Source organism: Butyrivibrio sp. AE3009 (genome assembly GCF_000420845.1).
Taxonomy (GTDB): domain Bacteria; phylum Bacillota; class Clostridia; order Lachnospirales; family Lachnospiraceae; genus Butyrivibrio.
The window spans coordinates 186,043-211,857 of record NZ_ATVS01000002.1; the positions used below are offsets into that span (position 1 = coordinate 186,043).

The 25,815-nt window shown below is 46.3% G+C and carries 20 protein-coding genes; 17 read left to right on the plus strand and 3 right to left on the minus strand.

What is annotated here, in order from left to right; translation table 11 throughout:
* Positions 1 to 65 precede the first annotated feature (65 nt).
* The 7 genes from G588_RS0102085 to G588_RS18845 are packed head-to-tail and all read left to right on the plus strand — an operon-like array spanning position 66 to position 11,548.
* Entirely contained in the window at positions 66 to 884 is an 819-nt protein-coding gene (locus tag G588_RS0102085) for a GNAT family N-acetyltransferase (RefSeq protein WP_022777101.1), read from the plus strand.
* A 28-nt stretch (positions 885 to 912) separates the two neighbouring features.
* Entirely contained in the window at positions 913 to 4,125 is a 3,213-nt protein-coding gene (locus G588_RS0102090) for a hypothetical protein (RefSeq protein ID WP_022777102.1), read from the plus strand.
* Positions 4,126 to 4,164: 39 nt separating this feature from the next.
* Positions 4,165 to 6,885, plus strand: coding sequence for a right-handed parallel beta-helix repeat-containing protein (locus tag G588_RS18840; protein WP_081644223.1), 2,721 nt, complete (start codon positions 4,165 to 4,167; stop codon positions 6,883 to 6,885).
* Positions 6,886 to 6,910: 25 nt separating this feature from the next.
* The gene (locus G588_RS0102100; protein ID WP_022777103.1) at positions 6,911 to 8,176 is read left to right on the plus strand and encodes a hypothetical protein; all 1,266 of its coding nucleotides are present in this window, start codon (positions 6,911 to 6,913) and stop codon (positions 8,174 to 8,176) included.
* Between the two features lie 6 nt (positions 8,177 to 8,182).
* Entirely contained in the window at positions 8,183 to 8,848 is a 666-nt protein-coding gene (locus tag G588_RS0102105; protein ID WP_022777104.1) for a DUF6320 domain-containing protein, read from the plus strand.
* Positions 8,849 to 8,857: 9 nt separating this feature from the next.
* Positions 8,858 to 10,069 carry a pectin acetylesterase-family hydrolase gene (locus G588_RS0102110; protein ID WP_022777105.1) on the plus strand — a complete coding sequence of 404 codons (1,212 nt, stop codon included), beginning with the start codon at positions 8,858 to 8,860 and terminating at the stop codon, positions 10,067 to 10,069.
* Positions 10,070 to 10,120: 51 nt separating this feature from the next.
* Entirely contained in the window at positions 10,121 to 11,548 is a 1,428-nt protein-coding gene (locus G588_RS18845) for an alpha-L-fucosidase (protein ID WP_022777106.1), read from the plus strand.
* Between the two features lie 16 nt (positions 11,549 to 11,564).
* On the opposite strand, the gene G588_RS22335 is transcribed toward G588_RS18845, so the two are convergent.
* Positions 11,565 to 11,735: a hypothetical protein gene (locus tag G588_RS22335; RefSeq protein WP_022777107.1), complete on the minus strand. Its 171-nt coding sequence runs from the start codon at positions 11,733 to 11,735 to the stop codon at positions 11,565 to 11,567.
* A 188-nt stretch (positions 11,736 to 11,923) separates the two neighbouring features.
* On the opposite strand from G588_RS22335, the gene G588_RS0102125 reads away from it, so the two are divergent.
* On the plus strand, positions 11,924 to 13,132 hold the full coding sequence (locus G588_RS0102125; RefSeq protein ID WP_196804925.1) for a hypothetical protein: 1,209 nt from the start codon (positions 11,924 to 11,926) through the stop codon (positions 13,130 to 13,132).
* 4 nt (positions 13,133 to 13,136) lie between these two features.
* Positions 13,137 to 14,021, plus strand: coding sequence for a helix-turn-helix domain-containing protein (locus tag G588_RS0102130; RefSeq protein ID WP_022777109.1), 885 nt, complete (start codon positions 13,137 to 13,139; stop codon positions 14,019 to 14,021).
* Here the strand turns inward: G588_RS0102130 and G588_RS0102135 are convergent, their stop codons facing one another.
* On the minus strand, positions 14,022 to 14,318 hold the full coding sequence (locus G588_RS0102135) for a hypothetical protein (protein WP_022777110.1): 297 nt from the start codon (positions 14,316 to 14,318) through the stop codon (positions 14,022 to 14,024).
* A 175-nt stretch (positions 14,319 to 14,493) separates the two neighbouring features.
* Here G588_RS0102135 and G588_RS0102140 point away from each other — a divergent pair, with 175 nt between their 5' ends.
* From G588_RS0102140 to G588_RS0102175, 8 genes are all read left to right on the plus strand, one after another.
* Positions 14,494 to 16,305, plus strand: coding sequence for a carboxylesterase/lipase family protein (locus tag G588_RS0102140; protein WP_022777111.1), 1,812 nt, complete (start codon positions 14,494 to 14,496; stop codon positions 16,303 to 16,305).
* A 413-nt stretch (positions 16,306 to 16,718) separates the two neighbouring features.
* Positions 16,719 to 17,300 carry a glycerol-3-phosphate responsive antiterminator gene (locus tag G588_RS0102145; protein ID WP_022777112.1) on the plus strand — a complete coding sequence of 194 codons (582 nt, stop codon included), beginning with the start codon at positions 16,719 to 16,721 and terminating at the stop codon, positions 17,298 to 17,300.
* Between the two features lie 77 nt (positions 17,301 to 17,377).
* Positions 17,378 to 18,880 carry a glycerol kinase GlpK gene (gene glpK / locus G588_RS0102150; protein WP_022777113.1) on the plus strand — a complete coding sequence of 501 codons (1,503 nt, stop codon included), beginning with the start codon at positions 17,378 to 17,380 and terminating at the stop codon, positions 18,878 to 18,880.
* Positions 18,881 to 18,930: 50 nt separating this feature from the next.
* Complete coding sequence (locus G588_RS0102155; protein ID WP_022777114.1) at positions 18,931 to 20,379, plus strand: NAD(P)/FAD-dependent oxidoreductase; 1,449 nt, start codon at positions 18,931 to 18,933, stop codon at positions 20,377 to 20,379.
* Positions 20,376 to 21,644 (plus strand): NAD(P)/FAD-dependent oxidoreductase, encoded by a 1,269-nt coding sequence (locus tag G588_RS0102160; RefSeq protein ID WP_022777115.1) that lies wholly within the window; start codon positions 20,376 to 20,378, stop codon positions 21,642 to 21,644. Before G588_RS0102155 ends, G588_RS0102160 begins: the two co-directional genes overlap by 4 nt.
* A 26-nt stretch (positions 21,645 to 21,670) precedes the next feature.
* Positions 21,671 to 22,036, plus strand: a complete 366-nt coding sequence (locus G588_RS0102165; protein WP_022777116.1) for a DUF1667 domain-containing protein — start codon at positions 21,671 to 21,673, stop codon at positions 22,034 to 22,036.
* 96 nt (positions 22,037 to 22,132) lie between these two features.
* Positions 22,133 to 22,324, plus strand: coding sequence for a hypothetical protein (locus tag G588_RS0102170; RefSeq protein ID WP_022777117.1), 192 nt, complete (start codon positions 22,133 to 22,135; stop codon positions 22,322 to 22,324).
* Between the two features lie 2 nt (positions 22,325 to 22,326).
* Positions 22,327 to 24,036 carry a SpoIIE family protein phosphatase gene (locus tag G588_RS0102175; RefSeq protein ID WP_196804926.1) on the plus strand — a complete coding sequence of 570 codons (1,710 nt, stop codon included), beginning with the start codon at positions 22,327 to 22,329 and terminating at the stop codon, positions 24,034 to 24,036.
* Positions 24,037 to 24,116: 80 nt separating this feature from the next.
* Here G588_RS0102175 and G588_RS22670 read toward each other — a convergent pair whose 3' ends face one another.
* Positions 24,117 to 25,811, minus strand: a complete 1,695-nt coding sequence (locus tag G588_RS22670; RefSeq protein ID WP_022777119.1) for a cellulose binding domain-containing protein — start codon at positions 25,809 to 25,811, stop codon at positions 24,117 to 24,119.
* Between the last annotated feature and the right edge of the window lie 4 nt (positions 25,812 to 25,815).

Here is a 25,815-nt window from a genome sequence, read left to right on the forward strand (position 1 = left end):
TATGGAATATATTGTATAATTAATTTGGTGCGTGTTGAGGCAAATTGACTATAAAGGGATAAAAAATGAAGGTAAAGATGATAACCTCTCCGACCATGGAGCTATACAAAAACATGATAATGCCGGATGTCTATCAGGCTATCGAAAATGGTGCGCCCATGACTGCGATAGGTCTTAGTAAGGACAATATTGCTGTAGGTGCGCTGGTAGGTGCGATAACAAACGGAGATGTATTTGAGGTACAATCGCTATACGTTGACGAGAAGTACAGAAGGCAAGGAGGCGGAACCATGCTGGTTAAGGCTCTGCAGTCTCTTTTGGAGAAGAGGGAGCTTCCGGCTGTGCTGTCCTGTCTTGAAGGTTATGATGAGAGCGATGCGTTAATGTCGTTTATGGAGTCCATAGGAGCCGCCCGGGATACTGAGCTGGAAGGAATCTATCGTGGCCGGCTGAGATCTTTCTGGGAATCGGGACTTTTTAGCAGGGATTACAACAATCCCGATATTAAGAGGTTTACGCAGCTAAGTGATACGGAATTGGATGATGTCACGAAGATCATTTCAAGGTTTGAGGTTCCGATAGAAGGCGACTTTCTTCAGTCCGGGGGGATACTTAAGAAAGCCAGTCTGGCTGCAACCAAAAATGGAACTGTGCAAGGCATAATGCTATATTGTTCCGATGGCAGCAGTGAGCCAATTATCCTTGTTTCCAAAATTGAGGATGCTTCAGTTCTGGCGGGGCTTATAAATACCGGACTGATTGTCTGCGAGGAGGTTCTGGGGGCAGATGCCTATGTCAGAATACCGGTCTGGGCCGAACGTTATCACAGATTGCTTGAAAACATAGATGGAATGACGAACCTGCAACATAACTATATATTCTAAAATCATTTTTCTTATATGAGGGGGAAAAATGGATACTAAGAATCTATACGAGAAGAGTCTAAGCAAAAAGGTAACAGAGGTAAATAAGGGCGGTATCAATACCGGTGCCGACCAGAGTCAGGAACTTCTTAAAAACATCATGACAGTTCCGAAGCTCCGGGAGTCTAATAATAAGACTCTTGAAAAAAAGTCAAACAAGATAAGCGAAGATGTAAGCAAGGACGCTTTTTTAAGTGGTCTTCTCAAGAAAAACGAAGATCTGTTTCAAGAAGGATTGAGCATTTTGGGGGAAGAGGATGAAAAAGACTTAAGTCTTGATGAGTCCCTTTCCGGAATTGATAAGGAAATCTTAGCACCGCTTCATGACAAGACTACGAGATTTAAGAGATATACGGACTATCCTTCACTTGTTCAGAAGGATAAGATCAAGGTGGGAAATTTACTTAATAATGCCGGCACCGTGGTTAAAAAGGGCGCTTTTGATGACCAGATGCTGGAGACCGGCAGGCAGTTCATTCAAAAGATCAACCAGCATTTCGGCATTGATAGCAATCCCACAGGTACAGAGAAGAAGTTCTTCCGGGAGATAGGATCAAAGGAGACCGTAGATTTTCTGTATGTTGACGGAAAACCTATTAAGAAATACGTTTCAGATGAATACGGCTACAAGGGTTCTGGAAACAAACAGCAGGAGAAGCAGATTCTGGGAGCCTATGCGGCCATGATAGCTGCAAGGCAGAACCATGCCATTACCCTGGTGCGCCCTGTTATCATCAACGGCGTAGCTGAGGTGGACATACAGAATGTTGGTACTTACACCGGCGGGAATCTTAGCCGCTCTGATAAGGTTAAGGCCATCGGCTATGGATTAAAAGGAAATGAGTACGTAAAGTATTGCGAGAGTGCCTTCAGAATTGATATGAGAGCCAAGGCCGGAAGGGCTCTTAGGCGTGCCACCGGCAAAAATGTGCAGGGGCTTGATAAGCTTTTGCAGCTTAAGACTAATCTTGAGGAAGCCGGAAGGGGCTCCCATGAGGACTACAACGCATTTTTGAGAGCCTTTAACAATTATTTTAAGGCGGTTGAATTCATAGGTCTGAATCCTGACAATATGGAAGTTGACGCCAAAGACCTTAAGAAATTGCATAAGCTCAGCGAAAAAGTCACCTCCACTGCTATAGACTATCTCAAGGGAAAGAAGATGAATCTTCCCAGACACCTGGCTGTCAGGGACATCAGAGACCTTGTATCTACTCATTCAGGCACTATGTGGGGCTACCTGCGTGACGGAATAAAAGACAATGGCACCATATCCCTTAAGGACATTTTGGACAAAGAGCAGGACGGCTTTGCTATCTACGGAATGCAGCAGGAGATCGATAACCTGAAGGAAAATAAAAAAGCCGGTGATAAAAACGAATATCAGAGGCTTGAAGGCACCGTAAAGATGGAGACCGGGCAAAAGAGCCGAATGAACGTCAAGACAGCTCTTTTAGCGGATGTAAGTGTAAATGACACCTATAAAAAGCTGGTGAAAGCGCAGAATGACAACAATGTCGGGGATGAGGTAAGAACCCAGTATGCAAGACAGTTTCTGCAGATGGCTGCAACCTGTATGGTACATAGTGAAACCTATGGACAGCAGCTGCGAGACAGATATGCAGAAGATGCCGGAAGTGAAGATAAGCTGATCTTCAGAACAGCTCAGGATCAGGTCTTCAAGGCCTTTAGCAGTGAATTTAAGAATATTCCTGCCCTTAAGAGCGCTCTTGATTTCATGAAGGAGCAGTATAACTCGCAGGTGGCTATGGAGATGACTTATGCTACAAATACAGTCGGTAACAATATCACCTTTGAGGAGTTCAAAAAGTACGGCGGTTCTGCGGAGCATACCTATGTAACGGAGAAGGAAGCTGCAGAGATAGTCGCTACCAGCAGCGGTTTTCTATGTACCAAGAAGGTTCAGGGTAAGGACGGAATTGTTGAACTTAGACCGTCACTTCCTGAATTTGCAGTACTTGATAAGGGTAACCCCATCGAGAAGCCCGTTCCCTTAAGGAAGACCATGAAGACAGTATTTAAGGCTATAGCCTATTTCGCAATGGATGAAAACGGTCAGATGAAGCTGGATGTGGGCAAAAAAGAGGAGGAAAACCTGATCTATTGGCTGGACAGGCTTTTTACCTTGGAACAAAAAAGATCTGATAAAGAGAAATTTGAACTTACCTGTGATGAGGTTCTGTTCGATGCTGTGAAGACTATGCTGACTGCGGAATACAGGCGCAAAGGCAGAAGGCATGCTGAGCATTATGCCCATAATGATGCAGTTGATATTGTCGAGGACTTTAAAAAGATCTATCTGGGTAATGAGGACAATATGGTTAGCTCTCCGGATGTAGGAGTTTTGGGACTTGCTGTTGGCGCAGACGTTATGAAGAAGATCAATGTAGATGAATTCTTTAACGACCCGAAAGTACAAAGCATTAAGGTTGCGGGGCAGCCCATAACAAAAGCTGAATATGAAGAGATCATCAATGAGATGAAGAAGGAGGTGACTCAGGCAGAAGCCGAGTTTAAACAGATAAGGGATATGGATCTTGATGATGAGGAGATGCCATGTTTTTCGTCCTGTTTTGATAATGTGCACTATCAGAAGGACTTATATTACAGCCATGTGGGAAGGCAGCCCAGACAGAGTTTTCTGTATAAATTAAACGCCCTGGCCAAGGCAGATCCCAATGGGCTTCTTGATGCGATGTTAAGTCACCTGGACTATATGCTTGATAGCTCAGGAAAAGAGCAGGAGGTTAAGGACGCAGATCGCCAAAAGCTTATGCAGCTGGATCAGCAGAGAAAGAAAAACGGCTCCCTTACACCGAAAGAGATTGAATCGCTTAAGGAAACATACAGGGAATATTCCAAATATGATGCTCATAAAGGAGCAAATCTCGGAACAACAGGCAAGACAACTTATACCATTGAGACCTATGCCTGCACACCCGATAAGCTATATCAGTCACCCTATACCTTCAAGGCCCGCATCGGAAGATACAATTCAAACAAGGCCCAGCAGAAATTAGATGGTGATACCAACGAAATAATGCATGACGGAATGGAAGCATTTTATAACAAAGATAACGGATTAGTTCATTGTGAGAGCAGAAAAAATGCGTTGAGATGTCTTGTCAAAGAAGCTATCAGGACTAAGTATGTTGTTAAGGAAATAAACAAGCAGATCTAAGGAATATGTAGATATTAGAAAAGCAGATTGGAGGGGCGTATGCAGATTTATGTAGCGGGTAATGTACTAAGAAGCGGAGACGGATCTATCAAGCATCCCTTTAAGACTATTCAGGAGGCTGCGAATATTGCAACCCCCGGTGATACTGTTTTTGTGGCACCGGGTATTTACAGGGAACATGTCAGACCCATGAACTCCGGCACTGAGGATAAGAGAATAACCTATGTCAGCACCGCAAGAGGCGAGGCTGTTATTACCGGTGCTGAGGAACTTACCGGGTGGGAAGCCTTTGAGAACCTGTACAGAGTAAGGATTCCGGACAGCTTTTTTGGGAGCTTCAACCCTTATGCAGAGGCAGTAAGCGGCGACTGGTGCTGGATGAAAAATAGTCCCGCACACCTGGGGGAACTGTACCTTGATGGCAAGTCCATGTATGAAGTTCAAGATATTCCGTCCTGTATGCATCCCGAGAAGAGCAAAAAATCCTGGGATCCTGAATTTAGCGTGTATACATGGTTTACAGCAAGGGAGAATGGTGAGACTATTATTTATGCTAACTTCCAGGGCAAGGACCCCAATAGGGAAAATGTGGAGCTCTCTGTCAGGAAGGCATGCTTTTTCCCTGAAAAATCAGGAATAAACTATATCACTGTGTCCGGCTTTTGCATCAGACAGGCTGCAACTCAGTGGGCGCCTCCAACTGCATACCAGGAGGGAATGATAGGTCCTAACTGGGCCAAGGGCTGGATAATCGAGGACTGTGATATCTATGAGTCCAAGTGCAGCGGAATTTCCCTTGGAAAATACTATCAGAGAGGCAGTAACAACAAGTGGACCACCACCTTCGTCAAGGATGGAACCCAGACCCAGAGGGACGCCGTATGTCAGGCTGTCAATGAGGGCTGGAGCAAGGAGACGGTGGGCTCTCATATTGTAAGGCGCTGCGATATCCATGACTGCGGTCAGACCGGAATCGTGGGCCATATGGGCGGTGCTTTCTCAATCATTGAGGATAACCACATACATCACATCAACAACAAACATGATCTGGCAGGAGCGGAGATAGGCGGTATCAAGCTCCATGCTGCAATTGATACAATCATAAGGCGCAATCACATTGACCATTGCACAAGAGGAATCTGGCTGGACTGGGAGGCCCAGGGTACGAGAGTAAGTCAGAACTTTTTGCATGACAACGTGCCGCCCAAGGGGACTCTTATCGACAACGGACTGTCCCTTGGTGAGGATATATTTGTGGAGGTATCCCACGGGCCTACGCTTATTGACCACAACCTTATGTTGTCGGACATTGCGGGCAGGATCAGTACACAGGGTATAGCCTTTGTTCACAACCTGATCGCAGGCTCCTTTAGCTATGTGGGACAGGGGTGCGATAACGGCGGCAAGAAATTTGCCAGCGACAGATATACGCCCTATCATTTGACTCACTCTACCAAGATTGCGGGCTTTATGACCATACTTCACGGAGATGCCAGATTCTACAACAATATTTTTGTGCAAAAGACCGTGAGACAGGACCTGGTGGATTTTTGCGTGGAGAACAGAACAGATACCATGGACAGAAACAATTTCATCTGCGGTACAGTGCCCTACAACAGTTTTCCGTCACCTTCTGAGTATTTTAAGGGATTTGACGGGCTTAATGTTGAGGAACACTGTCCAAGAGATGTATACTATGACAGACTGCCTGTTTATTTTGGCGGCAATGCATATTTTAACGGCGCAAGATGCTGCACAGGTGAGACCGCTCATGTGGACAATGACCATAAGATCAGCTTCTATGTGGACGAGAACGAAGGCAGATACACACTTCACACCAATCTCTATGAGTTCCTGCCAAGGAACTTCACAATACCGGTGAATACCCAGCTCCTGGGCCTTGCCTTTGAACCGGAGCAGAGATTTGAGAACCCCGACGGCTCCGAGATATCCTTTGACACGGATTACTTCGGAAGAAAAAGAGGGAGATATCCCGTTGCCGGACCTTTTGAGGAGTGCGGAAGTGACAGATTTACGGTGCAGACTCCGGGCTTTGGCTCTTTTCTTGTAAACAATGCGCCAAAGGGCAGGATTGAGAAAAAGGGAGATAACAAGTCCGATGCGGGCTTCGAGGAAGCAGACGAAGTCTATGAAGAGATCAGGGATGAAGAACCTGCGGACAGCATTTTTGGCGAAGAACTGAAACAGGCCTCAGCACCCAATTTCACAATAGATGAGGATGATTTTGAGAAAAAGGATCTGGTGAGCGAAGTAAATGCAAACATACTTCTCACCGGCTGCGATAATGTGGGCATCAAATTCCCCTTTGAGGATGAGCTTTTTATCGTCAGTGACATGTTCGTCAAGGGCAATGAAGTATGGCTCTATGACAGCATCAATGAAAAGCTGGTGGAGCTGGACTGCGAATACGGTATCTACAGAAACCTGAAAAAATGGTCTGTGGGAGCCATGCAGTCAATTGACGTATCTGACGATCCCAACTGCGAGGGCTTCGTAAGAACTGCCGGGACACTTCTGTGTATCTTAAGTAAGAGCCTGGCTCACGACCCGGCAGACACCTGCGCAACCATTCAGGACAAGGTTAATGCAGGCATTGAACCTAAGGGTATTAAAATGCGTTTTACGCCCAGATACCTTAAGTTCATAAGGAATAAGAAATTCATATCCCTTGAGGATGTAATATATCGAATGAGTAAAGGTGCCATGGACATAGTTACGGAGCGCCTTGAACATCTATAAACTTAAGTGAGGAAGATATTTTTTAATGGCAGCAAGTACAAACTGGTATGAACTTGATAATGCGGCAAAGATAATACCCGCATCGGCGAAGGGGGCCAACACCAGAGTTTTCAGACTCTCCTGCGAACTCAAGGAGAATGTGGATCTGGAGACTCTGCAGAAAGCTCTGGATGAGACCATAGAGGAGTTTCCGTTTTTTAACTGCGTACTTCACAGAGGAATCTTCTGGTATTATCTGGAGGAGAGTAACCTAAGGGCAGTGGTGGAGGAGGAACATACTCCCGCCTGTATGCCGCTGTATATCCCGGGACATAAGAACCTGCTATACAGAGTAAATTTCTATAAAAAGAGAATAAATCTTGAGATGTTCCATGTGCTGGCGGACGGAACAGGAGCCTTCATGTTCTTTAAGAGCATGGTGACCAGGTATCTTCAGCTTCGTCACAATCTTGATGAGAACATCAAACCCACGGATGACTTCTCCGTCGAGGAAAAAACGGGAGATGCTTTCGGGGATTATTACAGCAAGCAAAAGGGGCTTAAGCAGCTCAAGGAAATGTCATCCACCAAGGCCTATCAGGTCAGCGGTGAGCTGGATGATTACCTGCTTCCACATCTTGTGGAGGGCTGCGTTTCCGCAGGTAAATTCCTGGAACTGGCTCACAGTTACAACACCACAGTTGGTGTTCTGTGTGTGGCAATCTATATCAAAGCCGTTATTCAGGGCATGAACAGACTCCAGAAGAGAAGACATGTGGTTGTGAGCGTGCCGGTTAATCTCAGACAGTATTTTAACAGCGGAACCACCAGGAACTTTTTTGGCGTAATCAATATTGATTACGATCCGGCGGACTACAACGGCGAGCTGGAGAGCATCATAACTCCCGTTGCCAGAGACTTCAAGGAGAAACTTTCCTCCGACAGCATAGAGAAGACTATGAATTCCTATGCCGCTCTGGAGCACAATTTCGGAATCAAGATGATACCCCTTCCCCTTAAGGATATCGGTATCGGTTTCTTTGACAGATCGGCGAAAAAAGGAGTTACCAGTTCCATGTCCAACCTTGGTCAGATCAAGATGCCCAAGGAGGTGGAGGATTATATCGAGGGTTTCTCAGCCTTCATGACAGCCTCCTCCCAGCAGGTATGCGTATGTTCTTTCAAGGACAGAATGGTATTTGGAGAGGTTTCGCCCTATAAGACCCACAAGATCATGCTCAATTTCTTCAGATGCCTTACGGAGCTGGGAGTTGAGGTGGTTCTTAGCAGTAACGACTATGACGAGGAGTAAGTTAGTATGCAGTATTGTCCCAAATGTAAGGTTAATATAAGAGGAAACAAGAGGTGCTGTCCACTGTGTCAGGGCCAGCTCAAGGACTCGGAACTTCAGATGGAGCCTCCTTTTCCCAGGATAAAAATGAATAAGGTCAGCAATATCACTTTTATGAAGATGTGCACCTTTCTTTTCATAGCGCTGGAGATCATTTTTGAAACCATTAATATTATGACCCACAGAGAGCACTCCTTTATCGGAGTTGTAATGCTGGGATTAGTGGCAGGCTGGGTTACGATCATAACCACCTTGTATCTTAGGAACAACCTTCTTAAGGTTATAACCTGGGAGGTATTTGTTGCTATTGTTGTTGATATTTATATCGATATGAAAACGGGGTTCCTGGGTTGGAGCCTTGTGTGGATGGTGCCCGGAACTCTGATAGGGCTGGCGATCGCCACAATAATCATAGCCAAGGTGCTTAAACTCAGGCTTGATGAGTACGCACTGTACATCGTATTTGATATTCTGATGTCTCTTATCCAGATAATATTCATCAGAAACGGAATGAACAAATTTCCATGGCCTGCGGGCATCAGCATTATGATCTATCTGATCCTGGGGGTTGCCATGGTGATTTTCAGATTCAGGGATCTGAAGAATGCATCACAAAAAATGTTTAACATGTAAGGTTGACCTATGAGCATAAAAAACCGACTCACCAAAAGGAATTTCAAAAGAGGAATTGTTTTTGCCGAGGGGCTTGGAGATTTTGTGGAGAGCAGGCTGGGGAAAGCTGTGGAAGAGGGGCGATTCAAAGCCCATGATCTTCCGGAGGAGCCTGAGAAGCTGACCTGGTACAGAGTGCCTCTTGAAAAGGGCCTTTCCGGGGATGGCTCGGAATATTATATCTATGTAAAGCTTGGGGACCCGGATAAGCTTTGCATCTTTTTCTCGGGGGGAGGAGTTGCGTGGAATGAGTACACCGCCGCAAGGCCTGTTACAGGCGGCAAGGTGGCGGCAGGACTTCCCAATTATTATTGGAATAACCTAAGACCCTTTACCCAGATCATGAACATCAACGTGGGAATCACGGATGTCTTTACGGATAAGAATCCCTTTAAGGAATGGAGCTTTGTGGTAATAACCTATGCCACAGGGGATTTTCATATCGGAAACAACGACTATCCCTACAAGACCGAGGACGGCAGGGATGAGGTTCTTCATTTTCACGGTTATGTGAACTTTCTGCAGAGCATGCAGGTGGCAAAAAAGCTGTTTCCTAAGCCGGATACCCTTCTTATAGCCGGTAATTCCGCCGGAGCCTTCGCTGTACCGGCTCTTGCGGGAGAAGTGGTGGAGGACTACTATCCAAAGGCACGAAACATCACGCTTTTTTCCGACAGCGGACAGCTCCTATACAAGAATTGGAGGAAGACCGCCAAGAACATCTGGATGAGCAAAGAGTCCCTCTGGAAGTCTATCCACGGGGACAATATTACCCTGGAATGGTACAAGGACCTCTACAGCAGGTTCGGAGACAGGTTCAGGTATCTGTATTCCAGCTCCAGTCATGATTATCTTCTGAGCGCCTATTATAACGATATTGTACACAAAAAGTACAAGACCGATGCAGATGTTCAGGAAGAATATTATCAGCAGCTTAAGGTCATGGTGGCAGAGCTCAAGGCCATCACTCCGGCCTTTGGAATATTCATAAATGACTGGAGGATTCCCCTGATAACCATGGGGGGAACGGTTCATACCAGCGTCAGGGAGCCCCATTTTCTTCTTTTTAACCAGGATGGGATAACCCAGGCTGCATGGCTCCATGATGCAGTGGAGGGCAAGGTATATGACGTCGGGATGGATCTTCTTAAAAAAGATAAGACTAAAGGAAACACGAAATAACCGTAATATGGAATAACGTAAACAATAGAATATTGGTAAAACGGAGGTTATATGGCTTACACAGCGGATTGGAACTCATTATCAGGATACAGAGTACCACAGTGGTATCAGGATGCGAGATTCGGAATATTCATCCATTTCGGAATCTACAGCGTCCCTGCTTATGCCAATGAGTGGTATTCAAGAAACATGTATATTCAGGGAACCAGGGAGTTTGAGCATCATGTCAAGATCTATGGTCCCCACAAGGATTTTGGCTACAAGGATTTTATTCCCATGTTCAAGGCGGAGAAGTTTAACGCCGATGAGTGGGCAGAGCTTTTTGCCAAGGCGGGAGCAAAATATGTAGTTCCCGTTGCGGAGCACCACGACGGCTTCCAGATGTACAAGAGCAGCATCTCCAAGTGGAATGCCTATGAGATGGGGCCCAAGGTGGATTATCTCGGGGAGCTTAAAAAGAGTGTTGAGAAGAAGGGCATGAGAATAGGTGCTTCCTCCCACAGGATCGAGCACTGGTTCTTCATGAGTCATGGTAAAGAGTTTGACAGTGACATCACCGAGGATATCGGACCTGACAGCCTCTATTGGCCTGCAATGAAGGAGCCTGAGGATCATTACAATCTCTATGCGGAGCCTGCACCCACAGCAGAGTTTATGGAGGATTGGTTTAACAGGACCAAGGAGATCATTGATAACTATCATCCGGAGGTTCTCTATTTTGACTGGTGGATACAGGAAGCCTGCATGAAGCCTTACCTTCAGAGAATGGCAGCATATTATTACAATGAGATGGAAAAAATCGGAAAGTGCGGCGTTATCAACTACAAGCACGATGCCTTTGCCTTTGGATGTGCCGTTCCTGATGTGGAAAGAGGACAGCTCCCCACAGCCCAGCCCTATGTATGGCAGACTGACACGGCAATAGGAAGACATTCCTGGTGCTATACTACCGACAATGAATATAAGGACGCAGAGGAGATTGTATTTAACCTGGTAGATGCAGTATCCAAGAACGGCAATCTGCTCCTTAACGTTGGACCAAAGCCTGACGGAACCATATCCGAAGAGGATAAGAAGACCCTTCTGGGAGTGGGAGAGTGGCTCTCTAAGAATGGAGAAGCTATCTACGGCAGCAGATGCTATAAGTTCACCTGCGAAGGCCCCACCAAGACAGAAGGCGGTCAGTTTACCGATAAGAAAAAGCCCGAGTATACTCCCGAGGACTTCAGATTCACACAAAATAACGGCTGCATCTATGCAACAGCCCTTAAGTGCGCTGACAACGGTGAGTATCTCATTAAGAGCTTTGAGACAGAAAAAAACGCCGCTAACAGCGGCGGGTTCTCCGGAATCATTAATAAAGTTACAGTACTGGGAGATGGATCGGAAACAGTGTTCAAGAGAGATGAAGCCGGGCTTCATATCAAAACAGAGTATAGGAGCGATCTCCCGGTAGTATTCAAGATTGAAGTTCTGTAAAAGGAACAGATATCAATCAGTCAACAAAACATTCCTCGATGCGGGCTTCGTATTCTTCACGGAGCTCCTCGGGGATATCGTATTCATCAAGTGCCTCGGCTACGGACCAGTGTTCATTGGCCATAGAACGAAGAATGTTGCGAATTACATGAGAATCCAAAGCTTCTAAAGTAGCAGCGTTATTCATAATTTCATACCCTCCACACAATACATTAAAAACACTAAATAACGTTAACAAAATTTATGTTTTTAACTACAATATATTGTAGTATTAATTTTTTTTGATACAAGTATTGACATTTATTTTGAAATAATTTTTGTAGAAAATGCACAGAAAATGAGAGGAAATTGGTGCAAATGGTGGTTCTTGCAATTGTGCTTTCTATATGTGGACTTCTGACATCTTTTGGAGTTATCGGAATAATTCCGTCAATAATTGCATTTGGTCTGAGTACTTTTCTTTTTGTGCGGGAAAAGTCTATAAATGCTGCCAGAGCCATGGCAATTTCCGCTGTGGGTATTATTCTTCCCTTTATCATGTATTTCAACAGCTATGGGCTGGGACTTCCCAGGGTAAAGGATGAGAGACTTAATTTCCTCACCCAGATAATCTACGACAATTATTCAAATATGGGCTTTGATATGGATTTCCTTCTGAAGGAAAACGGTCTTTTTGCTGAAGGCATTTTTGAAAAGAGTAACAGAGGCCTCGACGGAGATGAGATCTATTATGTTTCAGATGGCGCGTCTGTTGATTCACTGGCAGAGGCCAAGGAAACAGCCAGAAAGGATGCAGCTCAGGTGGCAAGTACTGAGGACTATGGTTATGCATCAGGTGATGGAAGCCTGGACGAGAGTTCAGAAGGAAGCTCCGGTAAAAAGGGCATACTTAACGAGGTGTTCTTTGCAGATGTGGATCCGGACAGTATCTTTGAGAGCATAGACAGCAATGGTGATAAGAACAGCGGCTACGGAGCCGACAGGGTAGGACCCTCCGATGATACTATTCCCTCCTATGGCGGCCTTCCCATGGGAACAATGCTTCTTGGACAGTACTTCAGAGAGGATGATCATAACTGTAATCCAATTTTGGTCTTGCAGAATAAGACTGATGAGGAGTATCGTTATGAATGCCGGTTTATTGCCAGGGACGAGGAGGGCGATGAACTGGCAGTTTCCGAAAAGACTGTTGAAGTTGTAAAAGAAGGGGCCAAGTTCATATTTGAGGGAAGGTTCGACAAGGCAGAGCTAGCCGGTAAGCTTCCCGATATGTATGAGTTCTCAGTGACGAGAAGAGCACCCTATGAGAAGGATATGTCCGAACAGGTGGCGGTATCTTCCAGGGTTGAAGGGGGCACGACAGTGCTTACCGCCAACAACGTAAGTGATAAAAAAGTCAAGGTGGATGCCTATGTTCTGTTTTTTGACGGAAATGAGCTGGTGGACTGTATCTGGATGATTCCCCAGAATAACGGCTTAGTCTCCATAGAGCCCGGAAGCGCCGCATCCATTAAGGGCGATGCCTATTACAGATTTGACAGGATTGAAACATACTATACCGCCTATGAGGCAGTGGGAGAATGAAGCGATGGACAAAGCCCGTAAGATGGACTACAGAAAGTACGAGATATATGATTTTGACAACAGCAGCGCCTTCAATATGTCCTCCGGTTACAAGGAGAGAAGTTATAAGACTCATTGGCACTCCTATGGGGAGATCATTCTGGTGGGCCCCGGAGACACCAACGTGTTTAAGGTCAATCAGAGTACCTACAAACTGGTGGAAGGGGATTTTGTGATCGCCTGGCCCATGGAGATGCATGCCATAGTGGATGCGGACAGGAAAGATTCCCTTGTGATGCAGTTCAGTAATGCCTTCCTGAATACTCTTTTTGACCTTCAGAGGATAATGCATATCTACAGAAATCTGCATGTTATCTGTATCAACACACATCCTGAACTGGCTGAGAAACTCAGGAAGGTCACAATGCAGATGCGAGACATCTTTTTCTCAGGCGGAGCCAACAGGGAGCTTAAGTGCTGTATGCTTCTTATGGAGTTTATGCTGATTCTGGATGAGCACAGAGAGGAGTTGTCGCCGGAGCTTAACCTTAATTCCCAGAATGCCTATGAAGATGACGTCATGAGACGCATGATGATGGTCACGGATTACATCAAAAATAACCTGACGGCAGATGATCTGTCTCAGGGAGCAATGGCCGAAATGGCAGGTATAAGCAGGGATTATTTCTCAAGGATATTCAAGAATATTACCGGGATGAACTACAGCAAGTGGCTCAATATGATCAGAATGGAGAAGGCCACGGAGCTGCTATCCCATAACAATATGACTCTTACTGAGGTGGCAATGTACTCCGGATTTAAGAGCATTCCCAGTTTCAACAGAGTTTTTCATGATGAGAAGGGAATGGCCCCGGGAGAGTACAGGACGCTGTTTGTGGAGGATAAATGATCATTCGCCCTCGGGCTTGGAGCTGTCCACCACCATGCCGATGGATTCCATGGCAACTTCATAGAGGCTTGCAAGCTGCTTGGCGCCTTCATCGTCTTTTTCCGCAAGTCTTCTGTACTGGGTGGTAAAATAGCTTTTTGCCTGTTCGATGGTAGCTTTGGTTATTATATGACCATTGCAGTACATTGCTCCGGTCTCGGCATTGTATTTGCCTGAGCTGAAGCTCTTTTTCTGAGCATCACCCATACCCATGGATTTGGCAAGTGACTGGATAAGATCTTCTCTTCCTTGTGGCATAACTACCTCCAACGTTGTTAACAGTTTTGTATATATACTAATAACATTATAACGTATATCAGGGCTTTTGTACCAGAATTTTGGCAATTGGCAAATAAATTATACGCAATTAAATTTTGCAATTGTAATTTAAACCGATATGGATTATACTCCAAAGAAGAATGGAGGTACGATTATGGCATTTTCAATATTTGTTTTGATAATCGGATTAGTATATATTGCAATACTTGAGCTGTCCAAGAACATTATTGCCGGCTGGATCGTGGCTATTCTGGCAATGGCAGCCATGATAATAGGCAGGGCATATCTTATTAAGAAGGACAGGTATGACAAAAAGACCCCCTTTATCCTGTGGGCATGCTTCATACTTGTGCTTATCGTGAATCTCAAAGTGACAGAGCCTCCCATTAAGAGAGTCCCTGCCGTCGATAACAAAAATCCCGATGTGACAGACGTAATAACAATAGATCAGGGGGATCTGACCGGGGTATATAACGCCGATCACTCCGTTAAGGTATATGCAGGTATTCCCTACGCTGCAGCTCCCGTTGGCGACTTAAGATTCAGGGAACCCCAGGCTCCCGAGAGCTGGGAGGGAGTAAGAGCCTTCGACCATTTCGGACCTATGGCAATGCAGAAAAGAGACTCGGAACTATATAGTTCTTTATCCCATATCGTTGGCTGGAATGAATACAATTTCAGATTCGGAGATGAGTACAGAGAGGAAGTCAGTGAGGACTGTCTGTATCTCAATGTCTTTTCCCCGGAGAACAGGCAAGAGGATGAGCTTCTTCCTGTAATAATCTATATTCATGGAGGTTCACTTACCACAGGTACGCCCTCTTATTCAGAGTACAGAGGTGAGGACCTGGCTAAAAGAGGAGTGGTATTTGTTAACTTCGCTTATCGACTCGGTGTTTTTGGCTACTATACCGCCGACGATCTCAAGGCGGAGTCTCCAAACGGGACAACAGGTAACTACGGACTTCTTGATCAGATAGCAGCTCTTCAGTGGGTATATGACAATATCGAAGCCTTTGGCGGAGACAAGGATAGAATAACAATTGCCGGAGAATCAGCCGGTTCTTCAAGTGTGAATGCGCTGTGTGTTTCGCCTTTGTCTGAAGGGCTTTTCCAATATGCCATAGCAGAGTCCAGCGGTATTTCCATGAAGGTGCCTTTCCATACCTTCAGAAGCTATGAGGATGCAGTTGAGACGGGAAATAAGGTGAGAGAGGAATTTAACGCAGCTTCTTCCCAGGATCTTCGAAACATCCCCGCAGAGGAACTTGTTAAGACAGCAACCCATAACGGCTCCATGACAGTTGACGGCTACGCCATAACAGAGCAGCCCTATCTGACATATCTTAAGGGTGAAAATCATGAGAAGGCTCTTTTACACGGCTTCAATGTTAAGGAGTCTGATGCCTTTATGCTGGGTACAAAGGCAACTAAGGAGAACTATGTTGAACTCCTGGCAGAGGATATCGAGGACTACGCCAAGGAGATGGCACAGGTGGTTCCCTATGATACACCTCAGAGAGACCACCACTACATTGTTGATGCCATGGGAGAAGCCAAGGGAGCCCTTAACGTGGCCTACAGCGCCATGTGGTTCTCATATTCCCACCATGTCTGGAACAGATGGATGGTGGAGCAGGGGCGCCCAAGCTATGAATATTACTTCACCAAGACCAACAGGTCCCTATCCAATTATCACGCCGGCGAGCTTCCCTATGCCTACGGCAATCTCTGGAGACATCCCGGCCTCTACGATGAGGAGGATTACAAGCTCTCTGAGATAATGCAGAGCTACTGGGTGAACTTTGCCAAGACCGGCAATCCCAATGGAGATGGGCTTCCTGAATGGGAGATGAGAGATGAGGATCAGACTAAGGTGCTTCAGTTGGATACGGAGATTAAGATGGTAGATGATCCCAATGAAGCTATATATGAGGTAATTGATAAGTTCCAGGATAGTAAATAATGAAATTCATCAAAGATGAATTCATAGTGAGTATAGAAAAATTTGGAGAGAATTGGTACTACATGGAGGCGCGTTACTAAAGAGATGTACAAAAATGAAGAGTAGAATTTGTTAGATATGTACAAAAATTGTAAAGAAAAGCGGAAACTATTCTATATCCATTGCGTTTTTATAAGCAAAAGTATATTATAGTGTCATGAAATTAATGATGAGACTTGAGAAGAGAGTGTACAGGTGCACGGGAGAGAATCCCGATGTATTCGTGCGCTCAATTTTTATGCAAAAAACTGCATAAAAATTGAAAATATTATATGCACACTCGCACGATAGGAAGATGTTGCTTGTCGCAACCGTGCTCGGTGCATGAATTTCGCAAGCAAAATTCAAATATATTTGTGCGATAGGAATAATATATGACCAACCGAGAATTCATTGAAAAAGTGGAAGCCTGCCCCATAATCGCGGCGGTGAAGGACGACGAAGGACTGGAAGCGGCCCTTAGGGAGGAAGTGGAGATCATCTTTGTTTTGTATGGAGATATCGTTACCATTCCTGGGATCGTGGACAGGATAAAGGCAGTGGATAAGGTGGCAATGGTCCATGTGGATCTACTTACCGGTCTTAATAATTCCAAGGACGTTTGCACCGACTTTATCAAGAACAACACCAAGGCAGACGGCATCATAACCACCAAGAGCGGGCTGATCCAGCATGCCAAGGAGCTGGGCCTTAATACGGTGCTGAGGTATTTCATCCTGGACAGCATGGCGCTTACAAACATAGAGAAGCAGGCTGCCAATAAAACCATAAGACCCGATCTCATCGAATTTCTGCCGGGAATAGTACTTCCCAAGATGATCAAACGCATCAACAGAGTCAGCAGAGTTCCCATAATCGCAGGGGGACTGATCTCAGACAAAGAAGATGTAATGAATGCCCTGGACGCAGGAGCAATCGCCATTTCCTCCACCAACGAGGAAGTATGGCAGCTGTGAACTGCAGGGCAGACAGACAATAAATAAGCTAAGCAATGGTTTCCAAGCAAACCGTTCATATAAAAGGAGAAGTGAGTATGGCAAAATACGTAATGGCCTTGGATTCAGGCACAACCAGCAACAGATGTATTCTGTTCAATGAAAAGGGAGAGATGTGTTCTGTGGCTCAGAAGGAGTTCACACAGTTTTTTCCTCAGCCCGGATGGGTTGAGCACGACGCCAGTGAGATATGGCAGGTGCAGCTGTCGGTGGCAAGGGAGGCAATGAGCAAGATCGGCGCCACCTACGAGGATATAGCCAGCATCGGAATTACCAACCAGCGAGAGACCGTGATCGTCTGGGACAGAAAGACAGGACAGCCCATATCCCACGCCATAGTATGGCAGTGCAGACGTACAGCGGACTTTGCTGAGGAGATGAAGGCCAAAGTCCCCGGAATCGTTGAGAAGTTCCAGCAAAAGACAGGACTTAAATTCGATCCTTACTTCTCAGGAACCAAGATCAGATGGCTTCTGGATAACGTTGAAGGCGCAAGAGAAAGAGCGGAAAAAGGCGAGCTCTGCTTTGGAACCGTTGATTCCTGGCTTATATACAAGCTCACCAAAGGCGCCGTTCATATTACAGATTATTCCAACGCATCTAGAACTCTTTTGTTCAATATAAATACCCTGGAATGGGATGAAGAGTTATGCGAAATTCTTGATATACCCATGAACATGCTTCCTGAGGTTAAACCCTCCAGCTGCGTATACGGTGAGACCGATGAGGAGTTCTTCGGAGGCCCCATCAAGATCGCAGGAGCGGCAGGAGACCAGCAGGCAGCCCTCTTCGGACAGACCTGCTTTAACGAAGGAGATGCCAAGAACACCTATGGTACAGGGTGCTTTATGCTGATGAATACCGGTGACAAGCCGATCTTTTCCAAGAATGATTTGCTGACCACCATCGCCTGGGGCATCAACGGCAAAGTTACCTACGCCCTTGAGGGGTCGGTATATGTGGCAGGAGCCGCAATTCAGTGGCTTAGAGACGAGCTTAGAGCTATCGACTCAGCTCCCGATTCTGAATATTTTGCCACAAGAGTTGATGACACCAACGGCTGCTACGTGGTTCCCGCATTTACAGGCCTTGGCGCACCCTACTGGGATCCTTACGCAAGAGGAGCAATCGTGGGACTTACACGAGGCGTTAACAAGTACCACATCATAAGGGCAACACTGGAGTCACTGGCATTCCAGACCTACGATGTGCTTCACGCCATGGAACTTGATACAGGCAAGAAACTCACCTCCCTTAGAGTGGACGGCGGGGCTTCCAAGAACAACTTCCTGATGCAGTTCCAGGCAGATATCATCAACACCAATGTAATAAGACCAAGCTGTGTTGAGACTACAGCCCTGGGAGCTGCCTACCTTGCAGGCTATGCGGTGGGCTTCTGGAAGGACAGAGACGATGTGTGCAGCAACTGGTCCATAGAGAAGACCTTTGCCTCACAGATGCCCAAGGAGAACAGGGAAAAAGAGCTTAAGGGCTGGCAGCAGGCAGTTGCTTCCACCAGAGGCTGGGCTAAAGAAGTGTAATAATAGATTTATATAGATACAGCCGGGGGGCTGTAAAGGAGAATGACGATATGTATGATGTGATTGTAATCGGAGCCGGTGTTAGCGGCTGCGCGGTAGCAAGAGAACTCTCACGCTATCAGGTAAATGTATGTGTCCTTGAAAAATGCGAGGACGTCTGCGAAGGAACCTCCAAGGCTAATTCAGCTATTGTTCACGCCGGATTTGATGCCGATGAAGGTTCACTTATGGCTAAGCTCAATGTCCGCGGAAATGAGATGATGGATCAGCTTGCAGCAGACCTTGATATTCCCTTCAAGAGAAACGGCTCAATGGTAGTCTGCATCCATAAAGAGGAGCTGGACGGTCTTCAGAAGCTCTATGACAGAGGTGTAAAAAACGGTGTTAAGGGCCTTAAGATACTTTCCAGAGAGGAAGCTCTTACCATGGAGCCTAACCTCTCAGATGACGTGGAAGGCGCTCTCTATGCACCCACAGGCGGAATCATCTGCCCCTTTGAACTGACAATAGCCATGGCTGAGAATGCCAATGTCAACGGCGTGGAGTTCAGATTCAACACAAGAGTTGAGGATATCAAAAAAGGCGAGGACGACCTTTGGCACCTTCGTACCAACAACGGTGAATACGTGGCTAAATACGTTGTCAACGCAGCCGGTGTCTACGCTGACAAGATCCACAACATGGTAAGTGCAGACAAGATGCACATCATCGAGAGACGAGGCGATTATTGCCTTCTTGACAAAGAGGTTGGCGGATATGTTTCTCACACTATTTTCCCTCAGCCTACCAAGTACGGTAAGGGCGTTTTGGTAACTCCCACTGTTCACGGTAACCTCCTTGTAGGCCCCACAGCCATCGACATCGAGAACAAGGAAGGCACAGCCACAACAGCAGAGGGCATTAACGAGCTCCAGGCCAAGGCCAGCGAGAATGTGAAGAACCTTCCTCTTAGAAACGTCATCACCTCCTTCGCAGGACTTCGTGCTCACCTTGAGCAGCATGAATTTGTAATTGAAGAAGTCAAGGATGCACCTCATTTCATTGACGTGGCAGGTATCGAGTCTCCCGGACTTTCCGCTTCTCCAGCCATCGGCGAGATGGTAGCAGGAATGCTCAAGGATAAGATGGGGCTTAAGGAAAAAACAGATTTCATCGCCACACGAAAGGGCATCACAAGAACTGAAGGCCTTACTATAGAAGAGATGAATGAACTTATCAAAAAGAATCCAGCCTACGGAACCATCGTCTGCAGATGTGAATCCATCACAGAGGGTGAGATTCTGGATGCAATCCACAGACCTCTTGGCGCCAGAAGCCTTGACGGTGTTAAGCGCAGGACCAGAGCAGGAATGGGAAGATGTCAGGCAGGCTTTTGCTCACCCAGGACCATGGAGATCCTTAACAGAGAGCTGGGCCTTACCTTTGAAGAGATAACAAAGAGCGGCGGCAAGTCCAACATTGTAATAGAGAGAACCAAAGGGGAGGTATCAGGATCATGAAGACATACGATATTGTAATAGTAGGCGGTGGTCCTGCCGGCCTTGCAGCAGCAGTAGCCGCTAAAGAAGCAGGAAATGACAGCATTTTAATATTGGAGAGAGACCACGAGCTGGGCGGAATCCTGAACCAGTGCATCCACAACGGCTTCGGTCTTCACACCTTCAAAGAAGAACTTACAGGCCCTGAATATGCCTACAGATTCATCAAGCAGGTTCTGGACCTGGGAATCGAATACAAGCTTAACACCATGGTAATGGACATAGCAGAGGACAAGACTGTTACCGCCATGAACAGGGAGGACGGAATGTTCCAGATCCCTGCCAAGGCAGTTATCCTTGCCATGGGCTGCAGAGAAAGACCCAGAGGAGCCCTGAATATCCCCGGCTACAGACCTGCGGGAATCTTCTCAGCGGGAACAGCCCAGAGACTTGTTAACATCGAAGGCTACATGCCCGGAAGAGAAGTTGTTATCCTTGGCTCCGGCGACATCGGACTTATCATGGCAAGACGCATGACCCTCGAAGGCGCCAAGGTCAAGGTAGTGGCAGAGCTTATGCCATATTCCGGCGGCCTTAAGAGAAATATCGTACAGTGCCTTGACGACTATGGAATTCCGCTCAAGCTCTCACATACAGTAGTTGATATTGAGGGCAAAGAGCATGTGACCGCAGTTACCATCGCAGAAGTAGGCCCCGACAGAAAGCCTATTCCCGGCACCGAGGAGAGATACACCTGCGACACACTTCTTTTATCCTGTGGACTTATCCCTGAGAACGAGCTCTCAAGAGCAGCCGGCGTCAACATGAGCCCCGTAACCTCAGGCCCTGTTGTAAATGAGTCCCTTGAGACCAACATCCCCGGCGTATTTGCCTGTGGTAACGTGCTTCACGTTCATGACCTGGTGGACTATGTTTCCGAGGAAGCTAAGAGAGCAGGTCAGAACGCGGTTAAATACATTAACGATGGTTGCAAGACCCTGGGCTCCGATAACATCATTGAACTGGTGGCAACACAGGGTGCAAGATACACCGTTCCCAGCACCATCAATGTTGACAGAATGGATGACCTTCTCACAGTTAGATTCAGAGTTGGCGATGTGTACAAAGACTCCTTTGTCAGCGTATATTTTGACGATGAGAGAGTGATGCACAACAAAAAGAGAATCATAGCCCCCGGCGAGATGGAGCAGATAATACTTAAGAAGACTCAGCTCACAGAGAAACCGGGCCTTAAGAAGATCACCGTCAAGATCGAGCAAGAGTAATCAGGAATCGGAAGGAGCTTAAATATATGGAGAACAGAGAACTTACCTGCATAGGCTGTCCCATGGGCTGCCAGCTGACGGTAACAATGGATAACGGAGAGGTTACCGAGGTTAAGGGTAACACCTGCCCCAAGGGCGATATATATGCAAGAAAAGAGGTGGTTAACCCCACCAGAATTGTCACCAGCACTGTTAAGGTAACAGGCGGAGACAAGGAGAGAGTATCGGTGAAAACAGCAAACGATATTCCTAAGAGCAAGATTTTTGAAGTGATGAAGGATATCGACGCAGCTACCGTAGCAGCTCCCATCAGCATAGGAGATGTTCTGGTAAAAGATGTTGCCGGAACAGGCGTAGACGTTATCGCCACAAGAAACATCCTTGCTGTATAATGTGACTGCACATGTTATTACTGTTTTTTGCCATAAGCGTTTTTTATTCGTATATAATTATAGAGTAGGATATAACGGATTACGGGAGGGTATAATATGGCCAAAAACAATGAAAAGACTAAGAAACAGAAGGATGAAAAGCTTACCGGCAAACAGCTTTCCAAGGTAACCGGGGGAGTAATGGGTGGCAGCGGAGCAACGACGAGGATTGGTGGAAAGTCTATGGGGGCTGGTAGCACCGGCCTTGTTCCCGACAATCCTCCGGATGGCAATGGGCCGTACCTGTGAAGATGAAACAGGCTTCTCAAAATAAGAATAATTCACTTCAGAGGGTAGTACTTGAGGCTATCCTCTTTTGTGCGTGCATAATTCTGGTAATGTTCATAGTGCTTGATGGCCTGATCGTTATAGGACCAACTTTGAGGGCCTATAAACGAGAAGCTAAGCATTTGGGGAATTTTGTTACCTCCCTCATCGGCAATGAGTATCTGGAGCAGTGCTACGCTGTGGTAAAAGATGTATATTACTCTACACCTGAAGAAATAAGAGCTGACCAGTTCGCAGACGATTATGTACAAAGAATCATTGTCAATATTGATAATGAGTACAAGGCTAACAGAAATATGATCTCTGTCTGCAGAAGCGATGCGGAGCTTCAGAACATTTATTATGTTTTTTACGATGAAGAATACGAACGAATGGTCATAGTTTTTGACGGAAACGAAAGATCCAGGGCTTTTCTGCCCGGACAGTGGATTTCCAATGAGAACGGCAGTATCGAGAGCCTTCCTGTCATTAACAAAACTATTTCCTCTGAGTGGTTCATGCCGATCTCTTATGGAGAACAAATTGGTTTTGTGGGAACCGATTATGAAGGGATATATGACAGCGAGGGTAACCTAATAGGCTACCAGGCAATTACCATAACAATCAACACTATTTCCCAGAGAATCAATACATTCCTTGCTCTGGTCATTCCTGTCCTGACCATATTCATGATTCTAATAGGCATCAGAATCAACAAATGGATAAAAAAGAGATTCTTAAGCCCTATAGAACGACTTACGGAAAGAGCCGGTATCTACAATGAACTAAGTAAAGCTAAGGAGGGCAAAGAGAAGGGCGGAGTGTTTAAGGACCTTAACATCAACACAGGAGATGAGCTGGAGGTTCTCTGGAGAACTATGGTGGACATGGAGGATGATATTGATGATGCCATGAAACGGATAGCAGTGGAAGCTGCCGAGAGTGAGAGAATGGCCACCGAGCTGGAAACCGCCAGAAATATCCAGTGCGGTATCGTTCCGCTGGAATATGAGCTTAAGGGCGAAGGCTTTGAGGCCTTTGGCTGCGGACATCCCGCCAGGATGGTAGGAGGAGACTTTTACGATATCTTCCAACTGGACAGTGACAATACCTGCGTCATCGTAGGTGATATCTCCGGAAAAGGAATCTCCGCCGCACTCTTTATGATAATGGTCAAATCCACCATTAGAGAAAAGCTCCGAACCGGAGAGTCCCTTTCAGAGGCCCTTAACACCGTCAATAAAGAGATCTGCAAGAGTAACCCCGAGTCCATGTTCGCCACAGTATTTGCAGCCAGACTTGACACAAAGACCGGAATCCTCACCTTCGCAAACGCAGGCCACAACCCACCGGTGGTTCTGGCGGATACGCCTTCATTCCTTGACGTCGACAGCGGAATCATACTTGGCCTCTTCGACGACATGAACATTCAAGAATCAAGCATCACCCTCAAACCAGGGCAGGGTATCTTCATCTACACCGATGGTGTAACTGAAGCCTTCAACAAGAACGACGAGGAGTACGGAGGCGACAGACTCATTGAGACTATCAGCACAAGCTATAGCCATTACAATAACTCCTACGATTCCAAACTCGTAGTATCCGATGTAGTTGACTCCGTCAACCTCTACTCCCAGGGCCTTGACCAATCCGACGACATCACCTGCGCAGCAATTATCTATAATCCAAATTAGCACGTATAGAAAGGCCCACAAGATGATCAGTCTTGTGGGCCTTTCATTGTTTAGCCTTACCAGGATGTAATCATATTAGTTTAGTTAAGTGTGTATCCGATTGTGCTTCCGATGGATCCGCTACCCTGGATTCCGAAGTAAGCAGCATCGCCTGCGTAGATTATAGAGTTCCATGACTCAGGAGTGATCACATAATAATCACCTACGGATGCAACCTTTACACACCAGCTGTTGTCAATCTTAACATCGCTCTTCTTAAGCTTAAGTGTCCAACCGTTAACAGCAGTCTTGGAATTGTTAACAACCTTAAAGTTGATTGTGTAGTTACCCTGACCACTGATTGTGTACTCAAGAGTAAGGTCGTTATCTACAACGATAGGCTCGGGTTCGGGCTCGGGTTCAGGCTGAGGTTCGGGTTCGGGCTCAGGCTCGGGTTCCGGCTCAGGTTCAGGCTCTGGCTCAGGAGTGGGCTCAGGCTCGTCAGTAGCTTCACCGACTGCGAAGAGCTCGATCTTATCCTTTACGTGTGATGAACCCTGGAAGCCAAATTCTACGGATCTGCCGGGATCGATCACTGAATTCCAAACAACAGGAGTGATTACGTAGTAGTTGCCTTCTTCAGTAACATTTACATTCCAGATAGAATCGATACCAACATCGTTCTTGTTAACCTTAACTGTCCATGTCTCAGCCTTAGCTGTTCCATTGTTGGTAACCTTAACATTTACCTGATATCCTGATCCCCAGTTATTAACTGTGTAAGAGGTTGAAAGACCGGTCACTACAGGCTGAGGTTCGGGCTCGGGTTCGGGCTCGGGTTCGGGCTCGGGTTCAGGCTCCGGCTCAGGTTCGGGCTGAGGATCGGGCTTAACTGGAGCCTTCTTGGAGTACCAGGAGTCAATGTTTACTGATGTGCCGTCAAATACTGATACGAAGTAAACATCATGAACACCTGCAACAGAAACCTTGGGCTGAACAGACTTGGTATAGAATGTATCTGTAGCATTAACCTTGATGTTGCCTACGAATGTTCCGTCAGGGCTGTCAAGTCTTACTTCAACAACAGCGGGTTTGCTGGACTTGGCTGTTATAGCTATGAAAGCTGTATCCTCAGCGAACTCAACGTTCTTGAAACCGATATAGCCGTTAACCTTCATAGAAGCATATGAAACACCGTCAGCTGAAAGAACCGCAGCGCCCTTCTTTTCAGTAGCGGACTCGGCCTCTACGGTTGTGTAAGGATCGATAGTGTCGTATACAGGTGTAGGCTCTGGCTCGGGTTCGGGCTCAGGTGTAACATCTGCGGGAGTTGCTGACCAGAAGTCTACATCAACACTTCCGTAGGTTCCTACAAAATAGAGAGCGGAGTAATTCTTGGCACTTGTGAGTGCGTTGGCTGTGAAATCCTTGAATTCTCCGTTAGTGTTTCCAATTCTGAATTTAGCAAGTACGGGGCCGTCAACGGAGCCAAGTCTGGCTTCTACGATGGAAGCACCTTCTGAACTTGCATTAAATGTAAGTGACTTAACATCCTGGCTAAAGTCTACGTCCTTAACCATGAAGTAGTCGTCCTTCTCAAGACCTGTAACGATGACCTGTCCGGGAATTCCTCTGGCTGTTGATACGCCTGAGCTTCCGAAATTGGACTCAGCCTGGATGGTCTGATAAGGGATGAGCTTAGGAGCAGCATAAGACGTGAAAGACGATAAGCTGCTTGTTACTACCATGAATCCTGCGAGAGCAAGACTCGTCAATAAAGCAAATTTTCTTCTCATAAAA

What these genes read in the sequence shown, in the direction of transcription:
- G588_RS0102085 (WP_022777101.1), top strand. Translation starts at nt 66, where the DNA reads ATGAAGGTAAAGATGATAACCTCTCCGACCATGGAGCTATACAAAAAC.
- G588_RS0102090 (WP_022777102.1), top strand. Translation starts at nt 913, where the DNA reads ATGGATACTAAGAATCTATACGAGAAGAGTCTAAGCAAAAAGGTAACA.
- G588_RS18840 (WP_081644223.1), top strand. Translation starts at nt 4,165, where the DNA reads ATGCAGATTTATGTAGCGGGTAATGTACTAAGAAGCGGAGACGGATCT.
- G588_RS0102100 (WP_022777103.1), top strand. Translation starts at nt 6,911, where the DNA reads ATGGCAGCAAGTACAAACTGGTATGAACTTGATAATGCGGCAAAGATA.
- G588_RS0102105 (WP_022777104.1), top strand. Translation starts at nt 8,183, where the DNA reads ATGCAGTATTGTCCCAAATGTAAGGTTAATATAAGAGGAAACAAGAGG.
- G588_RS0102110 (WP_022777105.1), top strand. Translation starts at nt 8,858, where the DNA reads ATGAGCATAAAAAACCGACTCACCAAAAGGAATTTCAAAAGAGGAATT.
- G588_RS18845 (WP_022777106.1), top strand. Translation starts at nt 10,121, where the DNA reads ATGGCTTACACAGCGGATTGGAACTCATTATCAGGATACAGAGTACCA.
- G588_RS22335 (WP_022777107.1), bottom strand. Translation starts at nt 11,735, where the DNA reads ATGAATAACGCTGCTACTTTAGAAGCTTTGGATTCTCATGTAATTCGC.
- G588_RS0102130 (WP_022777109.1), top strand. Translation starts at nt 13,137, where the DNA reads ATGGACAAAGCCCGTAAGATGGACTACAGAAAGTACGAGATATATGAT.
- G588_RS0102135 (WP_022777110.1), bottom strand. Translation starts at nt 14,318, where the DNA reads ATGCCACAAGGAAGAGAAGATCTTATCCAGTCACTTGCCAAATCCATG.
- G588_RS0102140 (WP_022777111.1), top strand. Translation starts at nt 14,494, where the DNA reads ATGGCATTTTCAATATTTGTTTTGATAATCGGATTAGTATATATTGCA.
- G588_RS0102145 (WP_022777112.1), top strand. Translation starts at nt 16,719, where the DNA reads ATGACCAACCGAGAATTCATTGAAAAAGTGGAAGCCTGCCCCATAATC.
- glpK (WP_022777113.1), top strand. Translation starts at nt 17,378, where the DNA reads ATGGCAAAATACGTAATGGCCTTGGATTCAGGCACAACCAGCAACAGA.
- G588_RS0102155 (WP_022777114.1), top strand. Translation starts at nt 18,931, where the DNA reads ATGTATGATGTGATTGTAATCGGAGCCGGTGTTAGCGGCTGCGCGGTA.
- G588_RS0102160 (WP_022777115.1), top strand. Translation starts at nt 20,376, where the DNA reads ATGAAGACATACGATATTGTAATAGTAGGCGGTGGTCCTGCCGGCCTT.
- G588_RS0102165 (WP_022777116.1), top strand. Translation starts at nt 21,671, where the DNA reads ATGGAGAACAGAGAACTTACCTGCATAGGCTGTCCCATGGGCTGCCAG.
- G588_RS0102170 (WP_022777117.1), top strand. Translation starts at nt 22,133, where the DNA reads ATGGCCAAAAACAATGAAAAGACTAAGAAACAGAAGGATGAAAAGCTT.
- G588_RS0102175 (WP_196804926.1), top strand. Translation starts at nt 22,327, where the DNA reads ATGAAACAGGCTTCTCAAAATAAGAATAATTCACTTCAGAGGGTAGTA.
- G588_RS22670 (WP_022777119.1), bottom strand. Translation starts at nt 25,811, where the DNA reads ATGAGAAGAAAATTTGCTTTATTGACGAGTCTTGCTCTCGCAGGATTC.